This window comes from Streptomyces sp. NPDC007084, from assembly GCF_040703595.1.
Classification (GTDB): domain Bacteria; phylum Actinomycetota; class Actinomycetes; order Streptomycetales; family Streptomycetaceae; genus Streptomyces.
In genome coordinates this window covers 67,730-89,692 of sequence record NZ_JBEYFY010000022.1, presented here as the reverse complement: position 1 = coordinate 89,692, position 21,963 = coordinate 67,730, and the positions used below count along the sequence as shown (strand labels likewise).

Below are 21,963 nucleotides of genomic sequence, written 5' to 3'. Positions count from 1 at the left end.
CATGGCGGCCACCCAGGTCCTCCGGTCCGAGTGGACGAAGATCCGCTCCGTGTCGTCCACGGTGTGGACGCTCGGTCTCGCGGCGGTCGTCACCATCGCGCTCGGCATCCTGATCTCGCTGCTGTCGAAGAACGAGTTCGACAAGATGAGCACGCGCGACAAACTCTCCTTCGACCCGACCTTCATCAGCTTCGCGGGCATGACCCTCGGCCAGCTCGCGATGATCGTCTTCGGTGTGCTGGTGGTCGGCAACGAGTACAGCACCGGCATGATCCGCACCTCGCTCGCCGCGGTCCCGCAGCGCGGCACGTTCCTGTTCAGCAAGGTGGCGGTGGCGGCCGGGCTCGCCTTCGTCGTCGGCATGGTCACCAGCTTCATCACGTTCTTCCTCGGGCAGGCCGTGCTCGGCTCGCACAAGGCGTCGATCGGTGATCCGGGCGTGCTGCGCGCGGTGATCGGCGGCGGGCTGTACATGACGCTCATCGCGATGTTCTCGATGGGGGTCGCGGCGATGCTGCGCAGCCCGATGCTCTCGCTCGGCATCCTGATGCCGTTCTTCTTCCTGATCTCCAACATCCTGGGCGCGGTGTCCGCGACGAAGAAGGTCGGCCAGTACCTTCCCGACCAGGCCGGCAGCCGGATTCTCCGGGTGGTCACCCCGCTCGACGACGACACGCCCTACGGCCCCTGGGGCGGCCTCGGCATCATGGTGCTGTGGGTGGCGGTGGCGCTGGTCGGCGGGTACGCGCTGCTGAAGAGGCGGGACGCGTAGCCCCGGCCCGCCGGACTGCCCGGGGTGCGGGGGGGGGTCGGCTCGGCTATGGAGCCCCGTCGGCGTCCGGGCGGGCGCCGGCAGAGGGAGCAGCGTCGGCGTCCGGGCGGGCGCCGGCAGAGGGAGCAGCGTCGGCGTCCGGGCGGGCGCCGGCAGGGAGAGTCCCGTCGGCGTCCAGGCGGGCGCCGGTCAGGCCGTCGAAGTCGGTCCAGCCCTCCCAGTGCCAGACGTCCCGGCCGGGGTCGGGCTGGAGCGGCACGAACCGGCCGAGTTCGAAGTCGCCGCCCTCCAGGTCGAACCAGCGCTCGTCGGCGACCTCGGTGCCGAGGCCGACGGTCCGCGCGGTGAGCCGGACGAGCAGCTTCACGCCGTGCGAACTCTCCAGGTCCTTGCCCTGGATGCGGCGGAACGGCAGCTCGGTCACCGGCGCCTCGACCGGTATCCACACGGTGAAGGGCGCCCCGCGCTCGACCGCGAGCCAGCTCCGCTCCTCGGCCGGCTCGCCCTGCCAGTCCAGCACCTTCAGCGACTTCCGATAAATGACGAGGCTGCCGTCATGCGGAGACCGTTCCAGGTAGCGCAGGAGGGCGCGGGCCCGCAGGTCGACGACGGAGAGGTTGTCGAAGCGGTTGTAGAACCGTACGGCGATGATCGCGTCGTCGCTGCCGGCGTGGCGGCGCGAGTAGCCGGGGAAGTCGGCGGTCCAGGCGTGCGAGATGCTGGCCCGGCGCCGCCAGACGAAGGGGCGCAGCGCGAACATCTTGATCAGGACGATGCCGAGGAGCACGGCGGGGACCAGCGCGCCGGTGACGGAGGAGACCGTGGCGAGCAGCTGGTGGGCGGTGCTGTCCGGTTCGGGTTCGAGGTTGTCGGTGCCGACGCAGACGCGCAGCACGGTCAGGGTGAGGTCGAAGAGCGCCTCCCCGTCGGAGAACCGGTCCGCCAGGGAGCGCGGCGAGTGCTCGGTGAGCGTCCACGCCGTCGCGATGGCAACCGCGAGGCCGGTGAGGGCGCCGAGGGCCATCAGCAGCAGGGCGTGAACGGTCCGGCCGGCGATCCACCAGCGAACGGAGGTGCGATAGCGCGGATGTGTCCAGGTGTCGGCGGACCGCCCCGGCCACCGCACCTCGCGTCCCATGAGTCTCAACTGGCTTCCCCCGTAACCGACTTGGCGCCCCCTCGTACACTGGGGACGGCATGATTCCCGGCGCCGGTTCCGGCCAACCCCGCCGCGGCGGGGAGACGGGGCCCCGTCCCGGGTAGACATCGCGTGAAAAGCTGTGCCCGTATGCGCGCGACCACCCCCGAAGGGCGTCACCGTGACGACGAAGGACCGAAGCCTCGAGGCGCTGGGCCTGGACGACGTGCCCGCGAAGAAGCCCCTCACCTATCCCGGCCGGCCCACCACCGAGCCGTCCCTGCTGACCGGCGGCGAGCTGCTGCACCTGGACGTGCGGCCGCTGCGGCTCGGCGAGTGGTGGGTGGAGGAGCGCCAGGAGCAGCAGCGCCTGGACGAGGCCCTCACCGATCTGGGCCAGGTGGTGACGGGCCGCCGCCATCCGGTGATCGCGGTCGGGTCGAACGCCTCCCCCGGCCAGGTCGCCCACAAGCTGACCCGGCTCGGCATCCCGGCGACGGTGCCGATGGTCCCGGTGCGGGTGCGCGGCATCGGCGTGGGCTGCTCGGGACACATCAGCCCGGCGGGCTACGTGGCCGGGACGCCGTACGTGGACCGGGCGGCCGAGACGACGCTCGTGGTGACCTGGCTGGACTCGACGCAGCTCAAGGCGGTGGACGACACCGAGTTCCCGGACTACCGGCGGGCGATACTCCCGGGCGACACCTTCGCCATGACGATGCCCTCCGGGGAGCGGCTGGGCGGCGCGTACATCTACTTCAGCGCGCACGGCGTGCTCGCCGAGCCGTCGAGCGGGCGGCCCCGGCCGGGCGGCGGCGACCAGTCGGCGCTGCTGGCCTCGCTGCTGGCCGGCTCGGCGCGGCTGCGCGAGCTGCTGGGCCCCGACCCGGACTCCTGGGTGCGGGCCGCGGGCGCCGACCGGTCGCTGCGCGAGCGGGGCACGCTGATCTTCGGCGAGGAGGGCTGGGTGCTGCCGCAGACCGACTTCCTGCCGTACGTCGACGACTCGGCGGAGCTGCGGCTCTACGACGACCTGCCGCCGCTGGACGACTCGCTGCCGCCGGGCCCGTGAGATCACGCCATCGCGCGGGGGCGGCGGATTCCGTTTTCCGGCCTGATCAGGCACGACGGGTACCTGACAGTCCGAACGGCCGAAACCGGTGTCCCGGCTGGGCTCTCACCCCCTTTGACCGGCGCGGTTTTACTTTCTCTTGAGTGGAACCGTCAGTGCCCGGATATCCTCCTAACCCTTACGGGGGCGTGCGCCCCGACGTCCTGAACCTTTCGATGGGTGCGGAGCATGATCGAGGCAGTCGGCCTGACGAAGCGCTACGGCGCCAAGACGGCCGTGTACAACCTTTCCTTCCAGGTGCGGCCGGGTGCCGTCACCGGCTTCCTCGGGCCCAACGGCTCCGGCAAGTCGACGACGATGCGGATGATCCTCGGCCTCGACAACCCCAGCTCCGGGCGGGTGACGATCGGCGGCTTCCCCTACCGCAAGCTGCCCAACGCCCCCCGCCAGGTCGGCGCGCTGCTCGACGCCAAGGCGGTGCACGGCGGCCGGCACGCCCGTAACCACCTGCTGTGCCTGGCGCAGCTCTCCGGCATCCCGGCCCGCCGGGTGGACGAGGTGCTCGGCGTCGTCGGCCTCCAGGACGTGGCCCGCAAGCGTTCCAAGGGCTTCTCGCTCGGCATGGGCCAGCGGCTCGGCATCGCCGCCGCGCTCCTCGGCGACCCCCAGGTGCTGCTGTTCGACGAGCCGGTCAACGGCCTCGACCCCGAGGGCATCCTCTGGGTGCGCAACCTGATGAAGTCCCTCGCGGCGGAGGGCCGTACGGTCTTCGTCTCCTCGCACCTGATGAGCGAGATGGCGCTGACCGCCGACCACCTCATCGTGATCGGCCGCGGCCAGCTCCTCGCCGACTCGAACATCAAGGACTTCATCTCCCACAACTCGGCCGACTTCGCCCGGGTGCGCACGCCGGACACCGAGCCGCAGCAGCGCGAGAAGCTGACCGCCGCGCTGACCGAGGCCGGCGGCCAGGTGCTGCCCGAGCAGGACGGCGCGCTGCGCGTCACCGGCCTGCCGCTCCCCCGCATCAGCGACCTCGCGCACTCCGCCGACGTCCGCCTGTGGGAGCTGTCGCCGCACCAGGCCTCGCTGGAAGAGGCGTACATGCGGATGACGCAGGGCGCCGTCGACTACCGCTCGACCATCGACCAGAAGGCCGGCCTCCAGCAGCAACTTCCGCCGGGCGCCGTGCCGCAGCCGCAGCTCCCGGTCGCCGGGCAGGGCCAGCCGGGCTGGTACGCCCCGCCGCCGCCCCAGCACGGCGGGCAGCAGCCCTTCGCGATGCCGCAGGGACAGCCCCCGGCCGGCCCCTACGCCGCTCCCGGCGCCCAGCCCGGCCCCTACGGCACCCCGGGCGCCCAGGGTGCTCCGGGCGCCGCGGACGTCAACCCGTACGCCCAGGCCGCTCCCCAGGCCCCCGCGGGGCCCCCGGCGCCCGCCGCCGCCCCGGCCCCCGCGCCCGCCGCCGACCTGACCAAGCCCGAGGACGCCCGATGAGCACGCCCCAGCCCCCGCTGCCGCAGCAGACCGCCGCTGCCCCCGACTGGCACCCGGCGCCCGGCACGTCGTACACCTCGCCGATCCCCGTCACCCGCACTCACCTCGGGCACGCGCTCAACTCCGAGTGGACGAAGATCAAGTCGGTGCGCTCCACGCTGTGGACGCTCGGCATCTTCCTGCTGCTGGTGATCGGCATCGGCTTCCTGGTCGCCGCGCAGACCACGAACGAGGACTTCGGCGACGTCCCGTACACGATCCCGGCGTTCTTCGGCCTGATGCTCGGGCAGATCTGCCTGATCACCCTGGGCGTGCTGGTCGTCTCGTCCGAGTACGGCACCGGCATGATCCGGACCACGTTCACCGCCTCGCCGCAGCGGCACCGGGTGCTCGCCGCGAAGCTGATCATCTTCTTCGTGGTGGCCTTCGTCGTCTCCGCCTTCTCGATCGGGCTGGTCGGCCTGATCACCGAGGGGATGCACAGCGAGCCCTCCCCGGTGCCGTGGGGCGGCACCGTCGTGATGGGCGCGCTGTACGTGTCGCTGCTCGGCGTCCTCGCGCTCGCGGTGGGCTCGATGCTGCGGCACTCGGCGGGCGCGATCACCACGATGCTCGGCGTCGTGCTGGTGCCCGCGATCATGCCGGCGTTCCTGATGATGTCCGAGAGCATGCGCACGCTCGGCGAGAAGATGCAGGAGTACAACGCCCCGAACGCGCTCGCCCGGATCTTCCAGGTCGACAGCGAGAGCGGCCACGGGGGCGCGCAGCTCGGCCTGCTCGCCGGAGTGACGGCGGCGGCCATCGCCGGCGCCTTCGTCCTCCTGGAACGCCGGGACGTATGACGCCCCGGGCCTCCGGAATGCCTGAAGTCGCCTAGAACCTGGGCGCGTTACGGGACCGCTGCACCCGCGAGGTGCGGCGGTCCTTCGCGTTCCAGCAGGCCTTGTGCCAGTGCCGCCGCTCGTCGACGCCGGAGTGCTCCGGCCAGGCCACCACGTGCGGCACCCCGGAGGGGATCAACTGGTCGCAGCCCGGGCAGCGGTAGGTCTTGCCCTGCGCGCTGGCGCCCGCCACATGGCGCACGCTCCACTCCTCGCCCTGCCAGCTCTCCGTGGACTGCCAGCCGCCGTACCGGTCCGACGGGTCCGCCTCGGCGCTCCTGCCGGACGAGCCGGCGTCCTTCGGACGGTTGCGACGCGGGGACAAGGGACACCTCACGGAGCTATACAGGGAGCAGGGGCCGCGTCCAGCCTACGCGGCGCGCAGGGGGGTACGCGTACACCGCCAACCCGCACAGATCCCCCATCGGACGGCCCATTTCCCCGACAATCCGCAAATCTCTCCGGCAGGCCGTGACCTCGGCACGTGTCAGGAGGTTATGCCGGGTGGGGGAGCTCCCTGTCGGAGCCGAGGAAGCAGGAAAGTTCGATGCGCGTAGGAAGTTTTGTACTCGCCGCCCAGTTCCCGGGACAGGGTCAGGGGGAGGCCCTGCACCGCGCGGTGCGGTCCGCCGAGGTCGCCGAGGAGGCCGGGCTCGACGCGGTCTGGCTGGCCGAACACCACTTCGTGCCGTACGGGACCTGCCCGTCGGCCGTCACGCTGGCCGCGTATCTGCTGGGCCGCACCCGCCGTATCCGGGTCGGCACGGCGGTGAGTGTGCTGCCCACCGCGCACCCCGTGGCGCTCGGCGAGCAGGCCGCGCTGCTGCACCTGACCTCCGGCGGGCGGTTCTCGCTCGGCGTCGGCCGGGGCGGCCCCTGGGTCGACCTGGAGGTGTTCGGCGCGGGCCTCGAAGCGTACGAACAGGGGTTCCCCGAGTCACTCGATCTGCTGCTGCGCTGGCTGCGCGAGCCGTCCGTGGCGAGCGCCTCCGAGCGGTTCCCGTTCCGTGAAGTGCCCGTCGTGCCGCGCCCGTCGGAGGCGCTGTGCGAGACGCCGGGGCCCGAGGTCGTGGTCGCCTGCACCTCACCGGCGAGTGTGCGGCTCGCCGCCGAGCGCGGTCTGCCGATGCTTCTCGGCATGCACGTGGGGGACGAGGAGAAGGCCGAAATGATCGGGCTGTGGCGCCGGCACGCGCGCGCCGCGGGCCGCTCCGGCGAGGAGATCGGCTCGGCCGCCCATGTGTCGGCCGGCGTCTGCCAGATCGCCGACCGCCGTACGGACGCGGTGGAGACGCTCGTGAAGGCCATGCCGGGCTGGCTGAAGCAGGGGCTGGACGCGCATGTGACGGTCGACGGCCGGGCCCGCTCGATGCGCGACCCGGTGGCGTACACCGAACTGCTCTGCGGGCTGCACCCGGTGGGCACCCCGCGGCTGTGCGCGGACCGGCTCGCGGCCACTTCGGAGCGGACCGGCATCACGCGCTTCGCGCTGCTCGTCGAGGGCTCGGGCGATCTGGCGGCGACCGAGGAGAACGTACGGCGGCTCGGGGCCGAGGTCCTCCCGCACCTCGGATGACCGGACGGAACCCGGCCCGGCGCGCCGGTGGGAACCCGGCCGGGCAGACCGGACGGAACCCGGCCCGACTGGCCAAAGGGAACCCGGCCCGGCAGGCCGGACGGAACCCGGCCGGACGGGCCGGGTACGCGGGGAGCTTGCCGCCCCAGTACCAAAGCACCTCCCGCGGACGGAGCGGCAAGCCAAGCGGCGTCAGCGCGTCAGCAGTCCCTGAACTCCGGTGACTGGTTCAGCAGTTGACTGCGCACCGAGGTGAAGCGTGTCAGCGTGTCGTCCACCGAGTCGTCCAGCGGGAACACCGCCACCCGGTGGCAGTTCTGGAAGGCCAGCCGCACGCCGAAGTGCCGCTGCAGCGCGCCGCGTATCGCGTCACTCGCGAGCGCGCGCAGCAGTTGGCCACGCGCCTGCTCGTCCGGCGGGGGCGTCTGGTTGTCGGCGAAGCTGCCGCCGTCCACCTTCAGCTGGGCCACCAGGGAGCTGATCATCTCCCACGCATAGGGCAGGGAGGTCCGGACGCAGTCGACGAAGTCAGCTTCGTCGACCTCGCCTCGCTCGGCCTGTTGGAGTAGGGCCGGTGAGACGTCGAGCGACATGGGTTCTCCTCTCGCACCCCCAGACCTCGGGGGTTGCCGGACAGGGATGGGGAGTTGGCGATGCCGGACACGCTCAGTACACGCGTCACGACCTCCCGCTTATACGGTAAGCAACGCCAGGTGGCGGCACCAGGAGAATGGGCACATAGCGAACCGCGGGTAGGCCGACTATCAGCCACACCCCAACACGGAAGCTTCAGGATCAATGGGATGGCCCGCCCCCGGCCGGCAGGCCGGAATCCGGCGATCACGAGGAGCACGCGGAGACAAAAGCCGCGTAACTCCCTTACCGGGTCGATCAGTGGGGCCGGTGGGGCGGGAGAATCGCGTGCACCACCGCCGGTCGAGTAGCGTTGCCGACCATGCGTCTCGTCATTGCCCGCTGTTCCGTGGACTACGCGGGCCGGCTCACGGCCCACCTCCCGTCGGCCCCCCGCCTCATCCTGGTGAAGGCGGACGGAAGCGTCTCGATCCACGCGGACGACCGGGCCTACAAGCCCCTCAACTGGATGTCACCGCCCTGCACGCTGAAGGAGGGCTCCGGCGACGAGGAAGGCGTCTGGACCGTCGTCAACAAGGCGGGCGAGAAGCTCATCATCACGATGGAGGAGGTCCTCCACGACTCCTCGCACGAACTCGGTGTCGACCCCGGCCTGATCAAGGACGGCGTGGAAGCACACCTCCAGGAACTGCTCGCCGACCGCATCGAGACGCTCGGCGAGGGCTACTCGCTCATCCGCCGCGAGTACATGACGGCCATCGGCCCGGTCGACATCCTGTGCCGGGACGCCGAGGGCGCGACGGTCGCGGTGGAGATCAAGCGGCGCGGCGAGATCGACGGCGTCGAGCAACTGACGCGCTACCTGGAGCTGTTGAACCGCGACCCGCACCTCGCGCCGGTCCGCGGCATCTTCGCCGCCCAGGAGATCAAGCCCCAGGCCCGGGTCCTCGCCACCGACCGCGGCATCGGCTGCACGATTCTCGACTACAACGCCCTGCGCGGCATCGAGGACGACAAACTCCGCCTGTTCTGACCTGCGGCGCGGGGGCGCGCGGGGCCGTCGTACGACGAGGGAGGGCCGGGTCCGTCACAGGACCCGGCCCTCCCTCGTGTCGTACGGCCGACGGTCAGATCACCGTCCCACTCGGCAGACCCCCAGGCTCCTCGGCCGGGCCGCTGCTCTCCGGGGCGGCCGACGTGCTCACGGGAGCGCCGCTGGTCACCGGGCCGCTCGCCGAGTCGGAGGTGGAGGGCTCGGTCGACTCGTCCGGCGGGGTGGACGTGGGGTCCGAGGGGGAGGTGGACGGCGAGGCCGGGGTGCTCGGGGTCTTGGACGGACTCGACGAGGGCCTGGTCGACTTCGAGGGTGACGTGGACGGGGTCGGCGACTTCGAGGGCTTGTGCGAGGGGTGGGTGCCCGTCGGGCTCGCGGAGGGGCTGCCGGAGGACGTGGCGGCGGGCGTCGGGTCGTCCGTGGTGCCGTACGTGCCGTCGGGGCCCGGGTCGGTGGGGGCGGCCGGGGCGCCGGCGGTCGGCTTGGAGTCGCCGGCCTTCTTCGCCTTGTCCGCGCCGAGGCTGTCGTCGTCGCCGCCCTGACTGGCCGACGGGTTGACGCCGACCTTCTCGGACGGGGTGTCGGTGTCGTGGTCCGAGGTCGCGCCGAGGGTGACCACGGTCCCGAGCACGGCGACGAGGAGCGCGCCCGCGCCGGCGGCGACCAGGTTGCGCCGGGTGCCGGTGACGAGGCGCCCGGCGACGCTGGGGCGCTTTCGCGCGGGCAGACCGGGTCCGCCGGGGTGGGCGAGCACCGTCACGGCGCCGCCGGAGGAGTCGACCACCGTCGGGAAGGGGGCCGGGACACCGCCGGGCGGCGACACCGACTCGTCGTGCCGCGCGTCGGGCACCTCCTCCCCCGCGGTGCGCCCGCCGATCGCGTACGGGGTTCCCGAGCGGTCGGCGACCAGGGCGAGGGCGCGGCGGCCCGCGGTGGTGCCGCGCTTGTCGGCCAGGGCGCCGCGCAGGCCGATGGACGCCTCCAGTTCGGCGCGGGCCCGGTCGAACTGGCCCCCGCAGAGCGCGAGGACGCCCAACTCGTGGTGGAAGTAGGCCTGTTCGCCGACCTCGCCGGAGAGCCGGGAGGCCTCGGCGCCGGAGCGCAGGGCGCGTTCCCAGGCGCTCCAGTGCAGGCCCGCGGCGAAGGCGGGCGCGGCGGTGCGGGCCAGTTGGACGGCGGCGCTCTCGTCGTCCTCGTCCAGCGGGGCGGTGGTGGCGGGCACGAGGACGGTGAGCGCGGCGAGCACGGCGTCGGCCTCGGCGCAGACCCGCTCCGGGGTGACGGAGGGGTGCCCGGCCCACCAGGTGTAGTGCCGGGCGGCGGCGAGGGCCTGCTCGTCCAGGGTCTCCGCGTATCCGGAGGCCTCCAGTTGGGCCTGCACACCGGCGGCGAGCCGGTAGCGGGAGCCGACCGGGGAGATCAGCGCGCAGCCGGCGAGTTCGGAGAGCGCGGCGTCGGCGTGGGTGTCGCCCACCAGGGCGGGCAGGTGCGCCTGGTGGGGCACCTCGCCGCCGAGCGCGACGGCGAACCGGAGGGTGGCGCGGGCCGACTCGCTGAGCCGGGAGGCGAGCAGGGCGGCGGGCGCGGCGCCCTCGGCGAGGGAGGGCAGCGGTACGTCGTGGGCCTCGACGGCCTCGACCGGGGCGTCCTCGGGGACCTGCTGGAAGACGCCGTAATCGTCCAGGGCGTCCTCGCCGGCCTGGAGCCGGTCGCGCTGCCGCAGCAGGGCTCCGGCCTGCATGAAGCGCAGGGGCAGCCCCTCGGACTCGAACCAGAGGTCGCCCGCCCAGTTCGACTCCTCCTCGGTCAGGACGCGTCCGACGCAGCGCTCCAGGAGTTCGAGGCCGCCGCTGCGGTCGAGGCCGCCGAGGACGACCTCTTCGAGGAGCGACTCGGAGGACGGGGCGGGGACGTCGGGGGTGGCGGCGATGACGAAGGCGCACTCGGGGGTGGCGTCGAGGAGTTCGTCGAGGGCGCTGCCGCCGATCTCCACGTCGTCGATGACGACGACGGCGCCGATCTCGCGGACCAGGCGCAGCAGTTCGTCGCGGTCGGGGCGGTACAGCGGGGCGTCGTAGACGGCGGTGAACAGGTCGTGCAGCAGGTCGGTCGCGGTGCGCCGGTGGCCGCAGAGGCGGACGACGCCGTCGGGGGCCAGATCCGCGCAGTCGTCGGCGACGGCGTCGAGCAGGACGGTACGGCCGGATCCGGAGGGTCCGGTGAGCCGTATGGAACGGCCGCGGGCGAGGAGCCGGACCAGCCGCTCGCGTTCCTCCGCGCGCTCCAGGAGGGGCGGCCGGGACTGGGCGGGGCCGGGCGGCACGGGCGGCTTGGCGGCGCGGGCCAGTTCGGCGCGGGCCGCGGCGGTGTGCTTGACCGGCGGGTCGGGACGCTCGCCCGGCGGACAGTTCTCGATCTCGCTGCCGTCGACGGGGTTGACCGTGAGCAGGAAGTCGCCGGTGACGAGCCGGACCGTGCGGACGAGCGCGGGTGTGTGCTGGCCCAGGTCGGTGGCGAGCGGGTCGCGCGGCGGGCGCGGGCGAGGCGCCTGGCCGTCGTCGTCATGGCCGTACTCTTCGGGTCCCCGGTTGGTCGGGTCCATGTTCCAAGCCCCCCAAAAGCGTCGTGTGCCGAGCCCTCCCGGCCGTGCTGCACACCGCGCTGTCGCTTCTGGTCCGGTGCCCGCTCGTAGGGTTTCGGGCGGCGGGCAGCCGAACCCTAAACCTTCGCACAGTATCTACGAACAGGCGGGGTACCGCGCGGTCCGAACCGTCACAGCTTCGTGAGGATTGTGCACGTGATGCGTGGCGTGATGCGTGGCGTGACATCTGGGGGGGCGCGGCGTGACGCGTGGCGCGGCCCGGAAGGGGCACCGCCGCGGCCGGGCGGGGGCTCGCCGAGTGGCCGCCGGGGCGGTGGCGGGGTGGCCGTGCGGGCCGGCGCCGGGGTGGCCGCCGGGGGTCAGACGCGGGGCAGGGACTCGACCCCGATGCCGCCCTCGATCGCCAGGATCCGGTGCAGCCGGGTGGCCACCAGCAGGCGCTGCATCTGCGCCGGGACCCCGCGCAGTACGAGCCGTCTGCCGCACCGCCCGGCGCGTCGGTGGGCCCCCATGATGACACCGAGGCCGGTGGCGTCCCAGGAGTCCAGCTCGGACAGGTCCAGCACCAGGTCGCCGACTCCGTCGTCGACGGCCGTGTGCAGGACCGTGCGGGCGTCCGCCGCGCTGCGTACGTCGAGGCGGCCCCCGACGACCAGCTCGGCGTGGTCGCCCCTGATGTACATATGCGCTCCCCGAGAATGCGTCTCGTGACTCCGCGTGTGTCTTGATGCGCGTCTTGTCGTCGTGTCGTCTGTGAGTTGTGCACCGTCTGACTGCCTGAGGGCCGCCGAGGTTGCCGTCCGTAAGCGAACCGATACCGAATTCACCTCATGGGGTGACACCCGGGAGGTTCGTGCGGTTCCGTGCCGAACGCGGCGACGGGGTGGCCGTCGCCGCGGTGATCGTTCAGTGCTTGTAGAAGCCCTGCCCGCTCTTGCGTCCGATGTCACCGGCGTCAACCATCCGGCGCATCAGCTCGGGCGGAGCGAACTTCTCGTCCTGGGTCTCGGTGTAGATGTTGCCGGTGGCGTGCAGCAGGATGTCGACGCCGGTGAGGTCGGCGGTGGCGAGGGGTCCCATCGCGTGGCCGAAGCCCAGCCGGCAGGCGAGGTCGATGTCCTCGGCGGTGGCGACACCCGACTCGTACAGCTTGGTCGCCTCGACCACGAGGGCCGAGATCAGACGGGTGGTCACGAAACCGGCGACGTCGCGGTTGACGACGATGCAGGTCTTGCCGACGGACTCGCTGAACTCCCGTGCGGCGGCGAGGGTTTCGTCGCTCGTCTTGTAGCCGCGGACCAGCTCGACGAGCTGCATCATCGGCACCGGCGAGAAGAAGTGCACGCCGACGACCCGCTCCGGGTGCTCGGTGGCCGCCGCGATCTTGGTGATCGGGATGGCGGAGGTGTTCGAGGCGAGCACGGTGTCGGGGCGGACGATCTTGTCGAGCGCCCGGAAGATCTCGTGCTTGACGTCGAGCTTCTCGAAGACGGCCTCGACCACGATGTCGGCGTCGGCGGCGGCTTCGAGGTCGGTGGTCGCGGTGATGCGCGCGAGCGCCGCCTTCGCGTCGGCCGCCGCCAGCTTGCCCTTGCTCACGAACTTGTCGTACGAGGTCCGGATGCCGTCGAGGCCACGGCCGAGCGCCTCGTCGGTGACATCGCGCAGGACGACGTCCCAGCCGGCCTGCGCGGAGACCTGGGCGATACCGGACCCCATGAGTCCGGCTCCGATGACGGCGAGCTTCCGTGCCACTCCGACTCCCTTGACGCGCTGATTGAGTTGCCTCTTCGGCGGACCCTAGCGTCCGGGTGGGCCTGTGTGACCGGTAAGTAACGCGCGTCACGTCTCATCTGACGGACATCACACCGGCACGGGTCATTCGACCGCCCGTACGGCGTAGTTGAGCGCCTTGGGCTCAGCAGGTCCTCCGTGTCGTCCAGCAGCAGCACCACCTCGCGTGACACTTCGGCCGGATCCCGGCCGGCCGTCATCTCCCGGCCGATGACCGACCTGGCGGTCTGGTGCACCCAGTTGATCCGACCGGCGACGAGCCCCGGCAGCGGGTCGCCTGGGGCCGCGCCGGGTTCGTCCCGCAGGGCGTCCTCCAGGTTGACGACGATCCCCTGGCCGATCACCCAGAGGCGCGAGCAGGGCACCGCCACGTCCTGGACGACCTCCATGAAGCGGACGTATCCCGTCATGAGGCCGAGCCGCGGGAAGACCGCCTCGACCTCGGCGCGCAGTCCGCGCAGGACCGCGCCGACGGTCGACTCGCCCTTCACCCGGCCGCGCACCCAGCCAGCCAGCCGGCCAGCCGGTCGACCACACGCGCTGACCATGCCGTCCATGCTGCCGTCCGGGCTGATGCTGCCGATGTCCCTGGCCCCCGGCCGGCTGGACGCGCTCTCGCACTTCATGCCGTTCCGCCATCTGGTGGACGCGGTACGGGACGCCTGCGTCGGCTCGTACGCCACCGCGCACATGCCGTACGGCGTTCTGGTGGCCCTCGGCTTCGCCGCGCTCGCCGTGACGGTGGGCACACGGGTCTTCCGCAGGGCCGGCGCATAACTACGCTGGCCCCATGGTCAATCTGACGCGCATCTACACCCGGACCGGCGACCAGGGCACCACCGCCCTCGGCGACATGAGCAGGGTCGCCAAGACCGACCTGCACATCTCCGCGTACGCCGACGCCAACGAGGCCAACGCGGTGATCGGCACCGCCATCGCGCTCGGCGGCCTGGAGGCGGAGGTTGTCGAGGTCCTCGTCCGCGTCCAGAACGACCTGTTCGACGTGGGCGCGGACCTGTCCACGCCGGTGGTCGAGAATCCGAAGTTCCCGCCGCTGCGCGTGGAGCAGTTCTACGTGGACAAACTGGAGGCGGACTGCGACCGCTTCAACGAGCGGCTGGAGAAGCTCCGTTCCTTCATCCTGCCCGGCGGCACGGCCGGCGCGGCCCTGCTCCACCAGGCGTGCACGGTGGTCCGCCGCGCCGAGCGCTCCACCTGGGCGGCGCTCGAAGTCCACGGCGAGGCGATGAACCCGCTCACCGCGACCTACCTCAACCGTCTCTCGGACCTCCTGTTCATCCTGGCCCGCACCGCCAACAAGGACACCGGCGACGTGCTGTGGGTCCCGGGCGGGGAGCGGTAGCGGTAGCAGTAGCGGTGGGCGGCAACAGCGAGCTGTAGCAGGGAGTCCCGGCCGGGAGCGTGAGTTTTTTCCTGCCGTGGCGAGGGGCCCTCGACCGCCCGGATCGAGCCCCGGCCCGGCAAGGCCCCCGCGACGACGAAGGCGCACGTCAGCCCCCTGCCGGGCCGCCCGGGACCACGCGCCCGCCCGCAAGCCACGCCCCTCGCGGGGGAGTTGAGGGCCACAGGGATTGCACAGTGCACTGGTCCAGACCTATTGACCCGTGGTCCAGACCTTTCTATTCTCGCCGCACTGCGCTTGGCCATGCCCACGACACCCCCGGCCGAGGGGGCGCGAGGGCGGCGGGAGCGCGAGCGCGCGCACGCCCGCCGGGCTGAGCACGGTCGCGGTCCCCCCGCTCGTCACGGCGCCCCGGAGGCACCAGACGAAAGAGGAGAGGCATCATGCGCTTCCGGCAGAGAGCCAGACACCGAGCAGTGGCGGGGCTCACCACCCTGCTCCTCCCCCTCGCCGCACTCGTCGGCCTCGCGGGTACCGCCCAGGCGGCCTCCACCGCCACCGCGACCTACACCAAGACCCAGGACTGGGGCACCGGCTTCGGCGGCCAGTGGACCGTCAAGAACACCGGCACCTCGGCCATCAGCTCGTGGACCATCGAGTGGGACTTCCCCACCGGTACCTCCGTCACCTCGGCCTGGGACGCGGACGTCACCAACTCCGGCAACCACTGGACCGCCAAGAACAAGTCCTACAACGGCACCCTCGCCGCCGGCGCCTCCATCTCCTTCGGCTTCAACGGCGCGGGCTCCGGCTCGCCCACCAACTGCAAGCTCAACGGCGGCAGTTGTGACGGCGGCCCGACCGTCCCCGGCGACAGCGCCCCCTCCGCGCCCGGTACGCCCACCGCCTCCGCCATCACCGACACCTCGGTGAAGCTCACCTGGAGCGCGGCCACCGACGACAAGGGCATCAAGAACTACGACGTGCTGCGCGGCGGCACCAAGGTCGCGACCGTGACGACGACCTCGTACACGGACACCGGTCTGACCGCCGGCACCGACTACTCGTACACGGTCCAGGCCCGTGACACCGCCGACCAGACCGGTCCGGTCAGCGGCGCGGTCTCCGTGCACACCACCGGCGGCGGCACCACTCCCCCGCCCACCGGCAAGACGGTCAAGCTCGGCTACTTCACCGAGTGGGGCATCTACGGCCGCAACTACAACGTCAAGAACCTGGTGACGTCCGGCTCCGCCGCCAAGATCACGCACATCAACTACGCCTTCGGCAACGTGACCGGTGGCAAGTGCGCGATCGGCGACTCCTACGCCGACTACGACAAGGCCTTCACCGCCGACCAGTCGGTCAGCGGCGTAGCCGACACCTGGGACCAGCCGCTGCGCGGCAACTTCAACCAGCTCCGCGAGCTGAAGGCCAAGTACCCGAACATCAAGGTGCTGTGGTCCTTCGGCGGCTGGACCTGGTCCGGCGGCTTCGGTGACGCGGCCAAGAACCCGGCGGCCTTCGCGCAGTCCTGCTACGACCTGGTCGAGGACCCGCGCTGGGCCGATGTCTTCGACGGCATCGACATCGACTGGGAGTACCCGAACGCCTGCGGTCTGACCTGCGACACCAGCGGTGCCGCGGCCTACAAGAACCTCATGCAGGCGCTGCGCGCCAAGTTCGGCACGGGCAACCTGGTCACCGCCGCCACCACGGCCGACGGCACCTCGGGCGGCAAGGTCGACGCCGCCGACTACGCGGGCGCCGCGCAGTACGTCGACTGGTACAACGTGATGACGTACGACTTCTTCGGCGCGTGGGACGCCAAGGGTCCGACGGCCCCGCACTCCCCGCTCACCTCGTACAGCGGCATCCCGCAGGCCGGGTTCACCACGGCCGACGCGATCGCCAAGTTCAAGTCGAAGGGCGTCCCCGCGAGCAAGCTGCTCGTCGGCATCGGCTTCTACGGCCGCGGCTGGACCGGCGTCACCCAGGACGCCCCGGGCGGCACGGCCACGGGCCCGGCGGCGGGCACCTACGAGCAAGGCATCGAGGACTACAAGGTCCTGAAGACGTCCTGCCCGGCCACCGGCACCATCGCCGGCACCGCGTACGCCCACTGCGGCAGCAACTGGTGGTCGTACGACACCCCGGCCACCATCGCCGGGAAGATGTCGTGGGCCAAGACCCAGGGTCTCGGCGGCGCCTTCTTCTGGGAGTTCAGCGGAGACACCAGCAACGGTGAGCTGGTCAGCGCCATCAGCAGCGGCCTGAGCTGACCTCCCGCACCACCTCGCACGTCGCACGTCGCACCTCGCACCTCGCATCTCGCATCTCGCATCTCGCACGAAAGCCGCGGGCAGACCTCAGGTCTGTCCGCGGCTTTGTTCTGCGGGGCGTTCTTCCGGCCCGATCCCCGGGCTACCCTCCGACCGCCCGGCGCCGGCAACCGTAGGGGGCGGGGTGGGGCCGGGCTCGGAGGTCAGGCGACGTTCACGCGCTGGCCGGGCGGGGCCGCCTCCAGCCAGGCGAGGAAACCGGTGAGCGCGTCCTCGCTCATCGCCAGCTCCAGGCGCGTCCCCCGATGGAGACAGGTCAGGATGATCGCGTCGGAGAGCAGCGCTAGTTCCTCCTCGCCCTCCGCGGCACGCCGGCCCGCCACCTCGATCGCCGACCGCTCCAGGGTGCGGCGCGGACGGGGGGCGTAGGAGAAGACGCGGTACCACTCGACGCGGTCGCCGTTGTAGCGGGCCACCCCGTAGCTCCAGCCCTTGCCGCTGGGGTCGCCCTTCTCGGAAACGTCCCAGCGCAGGCTGCAGTCGAACGTTCCGCCGGACCGCTGGATGAGCCGGCGGCGGAGACCGAAGACGAACAGCCCCACCACGACCAGGGCCACTACCAATCCGCACACAGTCAGAGCGAGGACCATCGACACCGACCTCCTCGTCTCCTAGGTAACGGAAAAGAAAAAACGTCCGGATTCGCCTCAGCCGCGGCCAGGGCCGGAGTGATCCGGTCCCAGCCGCGGCTGAGGCAAAGCTTCACACAGTGCGGCCCCAACGCCTAAGGGCCTGGGGTCGCACCGTCGTCAGCGCGTCGACACCGCGCGCAGACGGACGTCCGCGCGACGCTCGGCGGACGCGTCGGCGTCCGACTTCGCGCGCTCGAGCGCCCGCTCCGCGCGCTGGACGTCGATCTCGTCCGACAGCTCGGCGATCTCGGCCAGCAGCGACAGCTTGTTGTCGGCGAACGAGATGAAACCGCCGTGCACCGCCGCGATGACCGTTCCGCCATCGCTCGTACGAATCGTCACCGGGCCCGACTCCAGCACACCGAGCAGCGGCTGGTGACCGGGCATGACGCCGATGTCGCCGGACGCGGTACGCGCGACGACCAGGGTGGCCTCGCCGGACCAGACACTGCGGTCCGCGGCGACGAGCTCGACGTGCAGCTCAGCAGCCAAGGTGGGCTCCTCGGGTCACCACCCGGCGTTGCTGCCGGGTGTTGGGTCAAAGTCTAGTAGGCGTACGGAGGGGGACGGACCGCACCCCGTGAGGCGCGGCCCCGCCCCCCTCACTGAGAACACGAGGTTCAGGAGACGCCGAGTTCCTTGGCGTTGGCCTTGAGGTCCTCGATGCCACCGCAGAGGAAGAACGCCTGCTCCGGGAAGTGGTCGTACTCGCCGTCGATGATCGCGTTGAAGGCCGCGATCGACTCGTCCAGCGGGACGTCCGACCCGTCGACGCCGGTGAACTGCTTGGCGACGTGGGTGTTCTGGGACAGGAAGCGCTCCACACGACGGGCCCGGTGGACGGTGAGCTTGTCCTCTTCGCCCAGCTCGTCGATACCGAGAATCGCGATGATGTCCTGGAGGTCCTTGTACTTCTGGAGGACCGACTTCACCCGCATGGCGGCGGCGTAGTGGTCCGCCGCGATGTAGCGCGGGTCCAGGATGCGGGACGTGGAGTCCAGCGGGTCCACGGCCGGGTAGATGCCCTTCTCGGAGATCGGACGGGAGAGCACCGTCGTCGCGTCGAGGTGGGCGAACGTGGTGGCCGGGGCCGGGTCGGTCAGGTCGTCCGCGGGGACGTAGATCGCCTGCATCGAGGTGATCGAGTGACCGCGGGTCGAGGTGATGCGCTCCTGGAGGAGACCCATCTCGTCGGCCAGGTTCGGCTGGTAGCCCACCGCGGAGGGCATACGGCCGAGCAGGGTCGAGACCTCGGAACCGGCCTGCGTGAAGCGGAAGATGTTGTCGATGAAGAACAGCACGTCCTGCTTCTGCACATCGCGGAAGTACTCCGCCATGGTCAGACCCGCGAGGGCCACGCGCAGACGGGTGCCCGGGGGCTCGTCCATCTGGCCGAAGACAAGCGCGGTCTTGTCGATGACGCCCGACTCGGACATCTCCTCGATGAGGTCGTTGCCCTCACGGGTGCGCTCGCCGACACCGGCGAACACGGAGACACCGTCGTGGTTGTTGGCGACGCGGTAGATCATCTCCTGGATGAGCACCGTCTTGCCGACACCGGCACCACCGAACAGACCGATCTTTCCACCCTTGACGTACGGGGTGAGAAGGTCGATGACCTTGACGCCGGTCTCGAACATCTCGGTCTTCGACTCGAGCTCGTCGAAGCGCGGGGCCTTGCGGTGGATGGACCAGCGCTCGCCGTCGTACTTCTCGTCCGTGTTCAGCACCTCACCGAGGGTGTTGAACACCTTGCCCTTGGTGAAGTCACCGACGGGGACCGTGATGCCGGTGCCGGTGTCGGTGACGGCGGCCTGGCGGACCAGACCGTCGGTGGGCTGCATGGAGATCGTGCGGACCAGGCCGTCACCCAGGTGCTGGGCGACTTCCAGGGTCAGCGTCTTCTTCTCGCCGGCGTTGGCCGGGTCGGCCACCTCGACGTGAAGGGCGTTGTAGATGTCCGGCATCGCGTCGACGGGGAACTCCACGTCGACGACCGGGCCGATGACCCGGGCGACGCGGCCCGTGGCAACGGCCGTCTCAGAAGTCGTCGTCATTACTTGTCACTCCCCGCGGTCGCGTCGGCAAGGGCTGCGGAGCCACCGACGATCTCGCTGATTTCCTGGGTGATTTCGGCCTGGCGGGCCGCATTGGCAAGTCGGGAGAGCGTGGTGATCAGGTCTCCCGCGTTGTCGGTCGCCGACTTCATCGCGCGGCGCGTGGCGGCGTGCTTGGAGGCAGCCGACTGGAGCAGCGCGTTGTAGATACGGCTCTCGACGTAGCGCGGCAGCAGGGCGTCAAGGACGTCCTCCGCCGACGGCTCGAACTCGAACAGCGGAAGGATCTCGCCCTTGGGCGCCTCCTCCGCGACCTCTTCGAGGCGGAGCGGCAGCAGCCGGCGGTCGAGCGCCGACTGCGTCATCATCGAGACGAACTCGGTGTAGACGATGTGGAGTTCGTCCACGCCGCCGTCCGCCGTCTCCTTCTCGATGGCCTCGATGAGCGGACCCGCGACCTTCTTCGCGTCCGCGTAGGTGGGCTCGTCGGTGAAACCCGACCACGACTCCACGACCTTGCGCTCGCGGAAGTTGTAGTGGGCCAGACCGCGGCGGCCGACGATGTACGTGTCGACCTCCTTGCCCTCGCCCTCAAGGCGTGCCGTCAACTGCTCGGCGGCCTTGATGGCGTTGGAGTTGAAGGCGCCGGCCAGTCCGCGGTCGCTCGTGAGGAGCAGCACCGCGGAACGGGTCGCCGTCTCCGCCTCCGTGGTCAGCGGGTGCTTGGTGTTCGAACCGGTACCGACCGCCGTGACCGCGCGGGTGAGCTCGGTCGCGTACGGCGCGGAGGCCGCCACCTTGCGCTGCGCCTTGACGACACGCGAGGCGGCGATCATCTCCATCGCCTTGGTGATCTTCTTGGTCGCGGTGACGGATCGGATGCGACGCTTGTAGACCCGGAGCTGGGCTCCCATGAGTCAGGTCCCTTCCTTACGTCACTTGGCCGCGGCCGGAGCGTCCTCGCCGAGAAGCTTCCCGTCCGAGGTCTCGAACTGCTTCTTGAAGTCCGCGATGCCGTCCGCGATGGCGGTGAGGGTGTCGTCCGACATCTTGCCGCCCTCCTTGATGGAGGTCATGAGGCCCTGCTCCTTGCGGTGCAGGTACTCCAGCAGCTCCTTCTCGAAGCGGCGGACGTCCTCGACCGGAACGTCGTCCATCTTGCCGGTGGTGCCGGCCCAGACGGAGACGACCTGGTCCTCGGTGGGCATCGGCTGGTACTGAGCCTGCTTGAGCAGCTCGACCAGTCGCTGACCACGCTCGAGCTGCGACTTCGACGCGGCGTCCAGGTCGGAACCGAAGGCGGCGAACGCCTCCAGCTCGCGGTACTGGGCCAGGTCGAGGCGGAGCCGGCCGGAGACCTGCTTCATCGCCTTGTGCTGGGCGGAGCCACCGACGCGGGAGACCGAGATACCGACGTTCAGGGCCGGACGCTGGCCGGCGTTGAACAGGTCGGACTCCAGGAAGCACTGGCCGTCGGTGATGGAGATGACGTTGGTCGGGATGAACGCCGACACGTCGTTCGCCTTGGTCTCGACGATCGGCAGACCCGTCATCGAACCGGCGCCCAGCTCGTCGGAGAGCTTCGCGCAGCGCTCCAGCAGACGGGAGTGCAGGTAGAAGACGTCACCCGGGTAGGCCTCGCGGCCCGGCGGGCGGCGCAGCAGCAGGGACACGGCGCGGTAGGCGTCGGCCTGCTTCGAGAGGTCGTCGAAGATGATGAGGACGTGCTTGCCCTCGTACATCCACTGCTGGCCGATGGCCGAACCGGTGTACGGCGCGAGGTACTTGAAGCCGGCCGGGTCGGACGCCGGGGCGGCGACGATGGTCGTGTACTCCAGGGCGCCGGCCTCTTCGAGCGCACCACGCACGGAGGCGATGGTGGAACCCTTCTGACCGATGGCGACGTAGATGCAGCGGACCTGCTTCTTCGGGTCGCCCGAGCGCCAGTTGTCGCGCTGGTTGATGATCGTGTCGACGGCCAGGGCGGTCTTGCCGGTCTGGCGGTCGCCGATGATCAGCTGACGCTGGCCACGGCCGATCGGGGTCATCGCGTCGACGGCCTTGTAGCCCGTCTCCATCGGCTCGTGCACCGACTTGCGGACCATGACGCCCGGGGCCTGAAGCTCCAGGGCACGTCGTCCGGACGTCTCGATCTCGCCGAGGCCGTCGATCGGGTTGCCGAGCGGGTCGACGACGCGGCCGAGGTAGCCCTCGCCCACGGCGACGGACAGCACCTCACCGGTGCGCTGCACCGGCTGGCCCTCCTCGACGCCGCTGAACTCGCCGAGGACGACCGCACCGATCTCGCGCTCTTCCAGGTTCAGCGCGAGGCCGAGAGTGCCGTCCTCGAACTTCAGCAGCTCGTTCGCCATCGCCGAGGGGAGACCCTCGATCTTGGCGATACCGTCGCCGGCGACGGTGACCGTACCGACCTCCTCGCGCGAGGCCGCGTCCGGCTTGTACGACTGGACAAAGTTCTCCAGCGCGTCCCGGATCTCCTCCGGCCGGATCGTGAGCTCCGCCATCTGGGTTCCCTGCTCTCCTTGTTGGGCCCGAAGTTTCACTTTGGGGGGATGGGGACTCCCCCCT

Annotated in this window: 19 protein-coding genes and 1 pseudogene; 9 read left to right on the top strand and 11 right to left on the bottom strand. The window is 71.0% G+C overall.

What is annotated here, in order from left to right; translation table 11 throughout:
• The first annotated feature begins 1 nt into the window (after position 1).
• The gene (locus AB0912_RS19795; RefSeq protein ID WP_366701380.1) at positions 2-772 is read left to right on the top strand and encodes an ABC transporter permease; all 771 of its coding nucleotides are present in this window, start codon (positions 2-4) and stop codon (positions 770-772) included.
• 46 nt (positions 773-818) lie between these two features.
• Here AB0912_RS19795 and AB0912_RS19790 read toward each other — a convergent pair whose 3' ends face one another.
• Entirely contained in the window at positions 819-1,919 is a 1,101-nt protein-coding gene (locus AB0912_RS19790; protein WP_366701378.1) for a hypothetical protein, read from the bottom strand.
• A 172-nt stretch (positions 1,920-2,091) separates the two neighbouring features.
• Between AB0912_RS19790 and AB0912_RS19785 the strand changes: the two genes are divergently transcribed.
• The 3 genes from AB0912_RS19785 to AB0912_RS19775 all read left to right on the top strand — a co-directional run bounded on the left by AB0912_RS19785 (position 2,092) and on the right by AB0912_RS19775 (position 5,321).
• A complete protein-coding gene (locus AB0912_RS19785) occupies positions 2,092-2,982 on the top strand; it encodes a hypothetical protein (protein WP_366701376.1) in 891 nt (296 codons plus the stop codon).
• Between the two features lie 228 nt (positions 2,983-3,210).
• A complete protein-coding gene (locus AB0912_RS19780; protein WP_366701374.1) occupies positions 3,211-4,479 on the top strand; it encodes an ATP-binding cassette domain-containing protein in 1,269 nt (422 codons plus the stop codon).
• Complete coding sequence (locus AB0912_RS19775) at positions 4,476-5,321, top strand: ABC transporter permease (protein WP_366701372.1); 846 nt, start codon at positions 4,476-4,478, stop codon at positions 5,319-5,321. The genes AB0912_RS19780 and AB0912_RS19775 overlap by 4 nt, the downstream gene beginning before the upstream one ends.
• A gap of 31 nt (positions 5,322-5,352) precedes the next feature.
• Here AB0912_RS19775 and AB0912_RS19770 read toward each other — a convergent pair whose 3' ends face one another.
• Positions 5,353-5,685: an ATP/GTP-binding protein gene (locus tag AB0912_RS19770; protein WP_366701370.1), complete on the bottom strand. Its 333-nt coding sequence runs from the start codon at positions 5,683-5,685 to the stop codon at positions 5,353-5,355.
• 222 nt (positions 5,686-5,907) lie between these two features.
• Here AB0912_RS19770 and AB0912_RS19765 point away from each other — a divergent pair, with 222 nt between their 5' ends.
• Positions 5,908-6,936, top strand: a complete 1,029-nt coding sequence (locus tag AB0912_RS19765) for an LLM class flavin-dependent oxidoreductase (RefSeq protein WP_366701368.1) — start codon at positions 5,908-5,910, stop codon at positions 6,934-6,936.
• Positions 6,937-7,136: 200 nt separating this feature from the next.
• Here AB0912_RS19765 and AB0912_RS19760 read toward each other — a convergent pair whose 3' ends face one another.
• Complete coding sequence (locus AB0912_RS19760; protein ID WP_366701366.1) at positions 7,137-7,529, bottom strand: SCO5389 family protein; 393 nt, start codon at positions 7,527-7,529, stop codon at positions 7,137-7,139.
• A 362-nt stretch (positions 7,530-7,891) separates the two neighbouring features.
• Between AB0912_RS19760 and nucS the strand changes: the two genes are divergently transcribed.
• Complete coding sequence (gene nucS / locus AB0912_RS19755) at positions 7,892-8,563, top strand: endonuclease NucS (RefSeq protein ID WP_366701364.1); 672 nt, start codon at positions 7,892-7,894, stop codon at positions 8,561-8,563.
• 94 nt (positions 8,564-8,657) lie between these two features.
• Here the strand turns inward: nucS and AB0912_RS19750 are convergent, their stop codons facing one another.
• The 3 genes from AB0912_RS19750 to AB0912_RS19740 form a co-directional block, all read right to left on the bottom strand.
• On the bottom strand, positions 8,658-11,186 hold the full coding sequence (locus tag AB0912_RS19750; RefSeq protein WP_366701362.1) for an ATP-binding protein: 2,529 nt from the start codon (positions 11,184-11,186) through the stop codon (positions 8,658-8,660).
• A 359-nt stretch (positions 11,187-11,545) separates the two neighbouring features.
• Complete coding sequence (locus AB0912_RS19745) at positions 11,546-11,869, bottom strand: STAS domain-containing protein (RefSeq protein WP_366701360.1); 324 nt, start codon at positions 11,867-11,869, stop codon at positions 11,546-11,548.
• Positions 11,870-12,092: 223 nt separating this feature from the next.
• Entirely contained in the window at positions 12,093-12,941 is an 849-nt protein-coding gene (locus AB0912_RS19740; RefSeq protein WP_366701358.1) for a 3-hydroxyacyl-CoA dehydrogenase family protein, read from the bottom strand.
• Positions 12,942-13,514: 573 nt separating this feature from the next.
• Between AB0912_RS19740 and AB0912_RS19735 the strand changes: the two are divergent.
• The 3 genes and pseudogenes from AB0912_RS19735 to AB0912_RS19725 form a co-directional block, all read left to right on the top strand.
• Positions 13,515-13,757, top strand: a pseudogene (locus tag AB0912_RS19735) (ABC transporter permease); the annotation flags it as partial.
• 13 nt (positions 13,758-13,770) lie between these two features.
• Complete coding sequence (locus AB0912_RS19730) at positions 13,771-14,343, top strand: cob(I)yrinic acid a,c-diamide adenosyltransferase (RefSeq protein WP_366701356.1); 573 nt, start codon at positions 13,771-13,773, stop codon at positions 14,341-14,343.
• A 443-nt stretch (positions 14,344-14,786) separates the two neighbouring features.
• Entirely contained in the window at positions 14,787-16,625 is a 1,839-nt protein-coding gene (locus AB0912_RS19725; protein WP_366701354.1) for a glycoside hydrolase family 18 chitinase, read from the top strand.
• 203 nt (positions 16,626-16,828) lie between these two features.
• Here the strand turns inward: AB0912_RS19725 and AB0912_RS19720 are convergent, their stop codons facing one another.
• From AB0912_RS19720 to atpA, 5 genes are all read right to left on the bottom strand, one after another.
• Positions 16,829-17,275 carry a DUF2550 domain-containing protein gene (locus AB0912_RS19720; protein WP_366701352.1) on the bottom strand — a complete coding sequence of 149 codons (447 nt, stop codon included), beginning with the start codon at positions 17,273-17,275 and terminating at the stop codon, positions 16,829-16,831.
• Between the two features lie 159 nt (positions 17,276-17,434).
• Positions 17,435-17,809, bottom strand: a complete 375-nt coding sequence (locus tag AB0912_RS19715) for a F0F1 ATP synthase subunit epsilon (protein ID WP_081219455.1) — start codon at positions 17,807-17,809, stop codon at positions 17,435-17,437.
• 128 nt (positions 17,810-17,937) lie between these two features.
• Complete coding sequence (gene atpD, locus AB0912_RS19710; protein WP_366701350.1) at positions 17,938-19,374, bottom strand: F0F1 ATP synthase subunit beta; 1,437 nt, start codon at positions 19,372-19,374, stop codon at positions 17,938-17,940.
• A complete protein-coding gene (locus AB0912_RS19705; RefSeq protein ID WP_366701348.1) occupies positions 19,374-20,288 on the bottom strand; it encodes a F0F1 ATP synthase subunit gamma in 915 nt (304 codons plus the stop codon). The genes atpD and AB0912_RS19705 overlap by 1 nt, the downstream gene beginning before the upstream one ends.
• A 21-nt stretch (positions 20,289-20,309) precedes the next feature.
• Positions 20,310-21,899: a F0F1 ATP synthase subunit alpha gene (gene atpA / locus AB0912_RS19700; RefSeq protein ID WP_366701346.1), complete on the bottom strand. Its 1,590-nt coding sequence runs from the start codon at positions 21,897-21,899 to the stop codon at positions 20,310-20,312.
• Positions 21,900-21,963: the final 64 nt, after the last annotated feature.

Excerpts from the sequence above, each read along its gene's own strand:
- AB0912_RS19795 (WP_366701380.1), top strand. The coding sequence starts at position 2 with ATGGCGGCCACCCAGGTCCTCCGGTCCGAGTGGACGAAGATCCGCTCC.
- AB0912_RS19780 (WP_366701374.1), top strand. The coding sequence starts at position 3,211 with ATGATCGAGGCAGTCGGCCTGACGAAGCGCTACGGCGCCAAGACGGCC.
- AB0912_RS19775 (WP_366701372.1), top strand. The coding sequence starts at position 4,476 with ATGAGCACGCCCCAGCCCCCGCTGCCGCAGCAGACCGCCGCTGCCCCC.
- AB0912_RS19765 (WP_366701368.1), top strand. The coding sequence starts at position 5,908 with ATGCGCGTAGGAAGTTTTGTACTCGCCGCCCAGTTCCCGGGACAGGGT.
- AB0912_RS19760 (WP_366701366.1), bottom strand. The coding sequence starts at position 7,529 with ATGTCGCTCGACGTCTCACCGGCCCTACTCCAACAGGCCGAGCGAGGC.
- nucS (WP_366701364.1), top strand. The coding sequence starts at position 7,892 with ATGCGTCTCGTCATTGCCCGCTGTTCCGTGGACTACGCGGGCCGGCTC.
- AB0912_RS19750 (WP_366701362.1), bottom strand. The coding sequence starts at position 11,186 with ATGGACCCGACCAACCGGGGACCCGAAGAGTACGGCCATGACGACGAC.
- AB0912_RS19745 (WP_366701360.1), bottom strand. The coding sequence starts at position 11,869 with ATGTACATCAGGGGCGACCACGCCGAGCTGGTCGTCGGGGGCCGCCTC.
- AB0912_RS19730 (WP_366701356.1), top strand. The coding sequence starts at position 13,771 with ATGGTCAATCTGACGCGCATCTACACCCGGACCGGCGACCAGGGCACC.
- AB0912_RS19725 (WP_366701354.1), top strand. The coding sequence starts at position 14,787 with ATGCGCTTCCGGCAGAGAGCCAGACACCGAGCAGTGGCGGGGCTCACC.
- AB0912_RS19720 (WP_366701352.1), bottom strand. The coding sequence starts at position 17,275 with ATGGTCCTCGCTCTGACTGTGTGCGGATTGGTAGTGGCCCTGGTCGTG.
- atpD (WP_366701350.1), bottom strand. The coding sequence starts at position 19,374 with ATGACGACGACTTCTGAGACGGCCGTTGCCACGGGCCGCGTCGCCCGG.
- AB0912_RS19705 (WP_366701348.1), bottom strand. The coding sequence starts at position 20,288 with ATGGGAGCCCAGCTCCGGGTCTACAAGCGTCGCATCCGATCCGTCACC.
- atpA (WP_366701346.1), bottom strand. The coding sequence starts at position 21,899 with ATGGCGGAGCTCACGATCCGGCCGGAGGAGATCCGGGACGCGCTGGAG.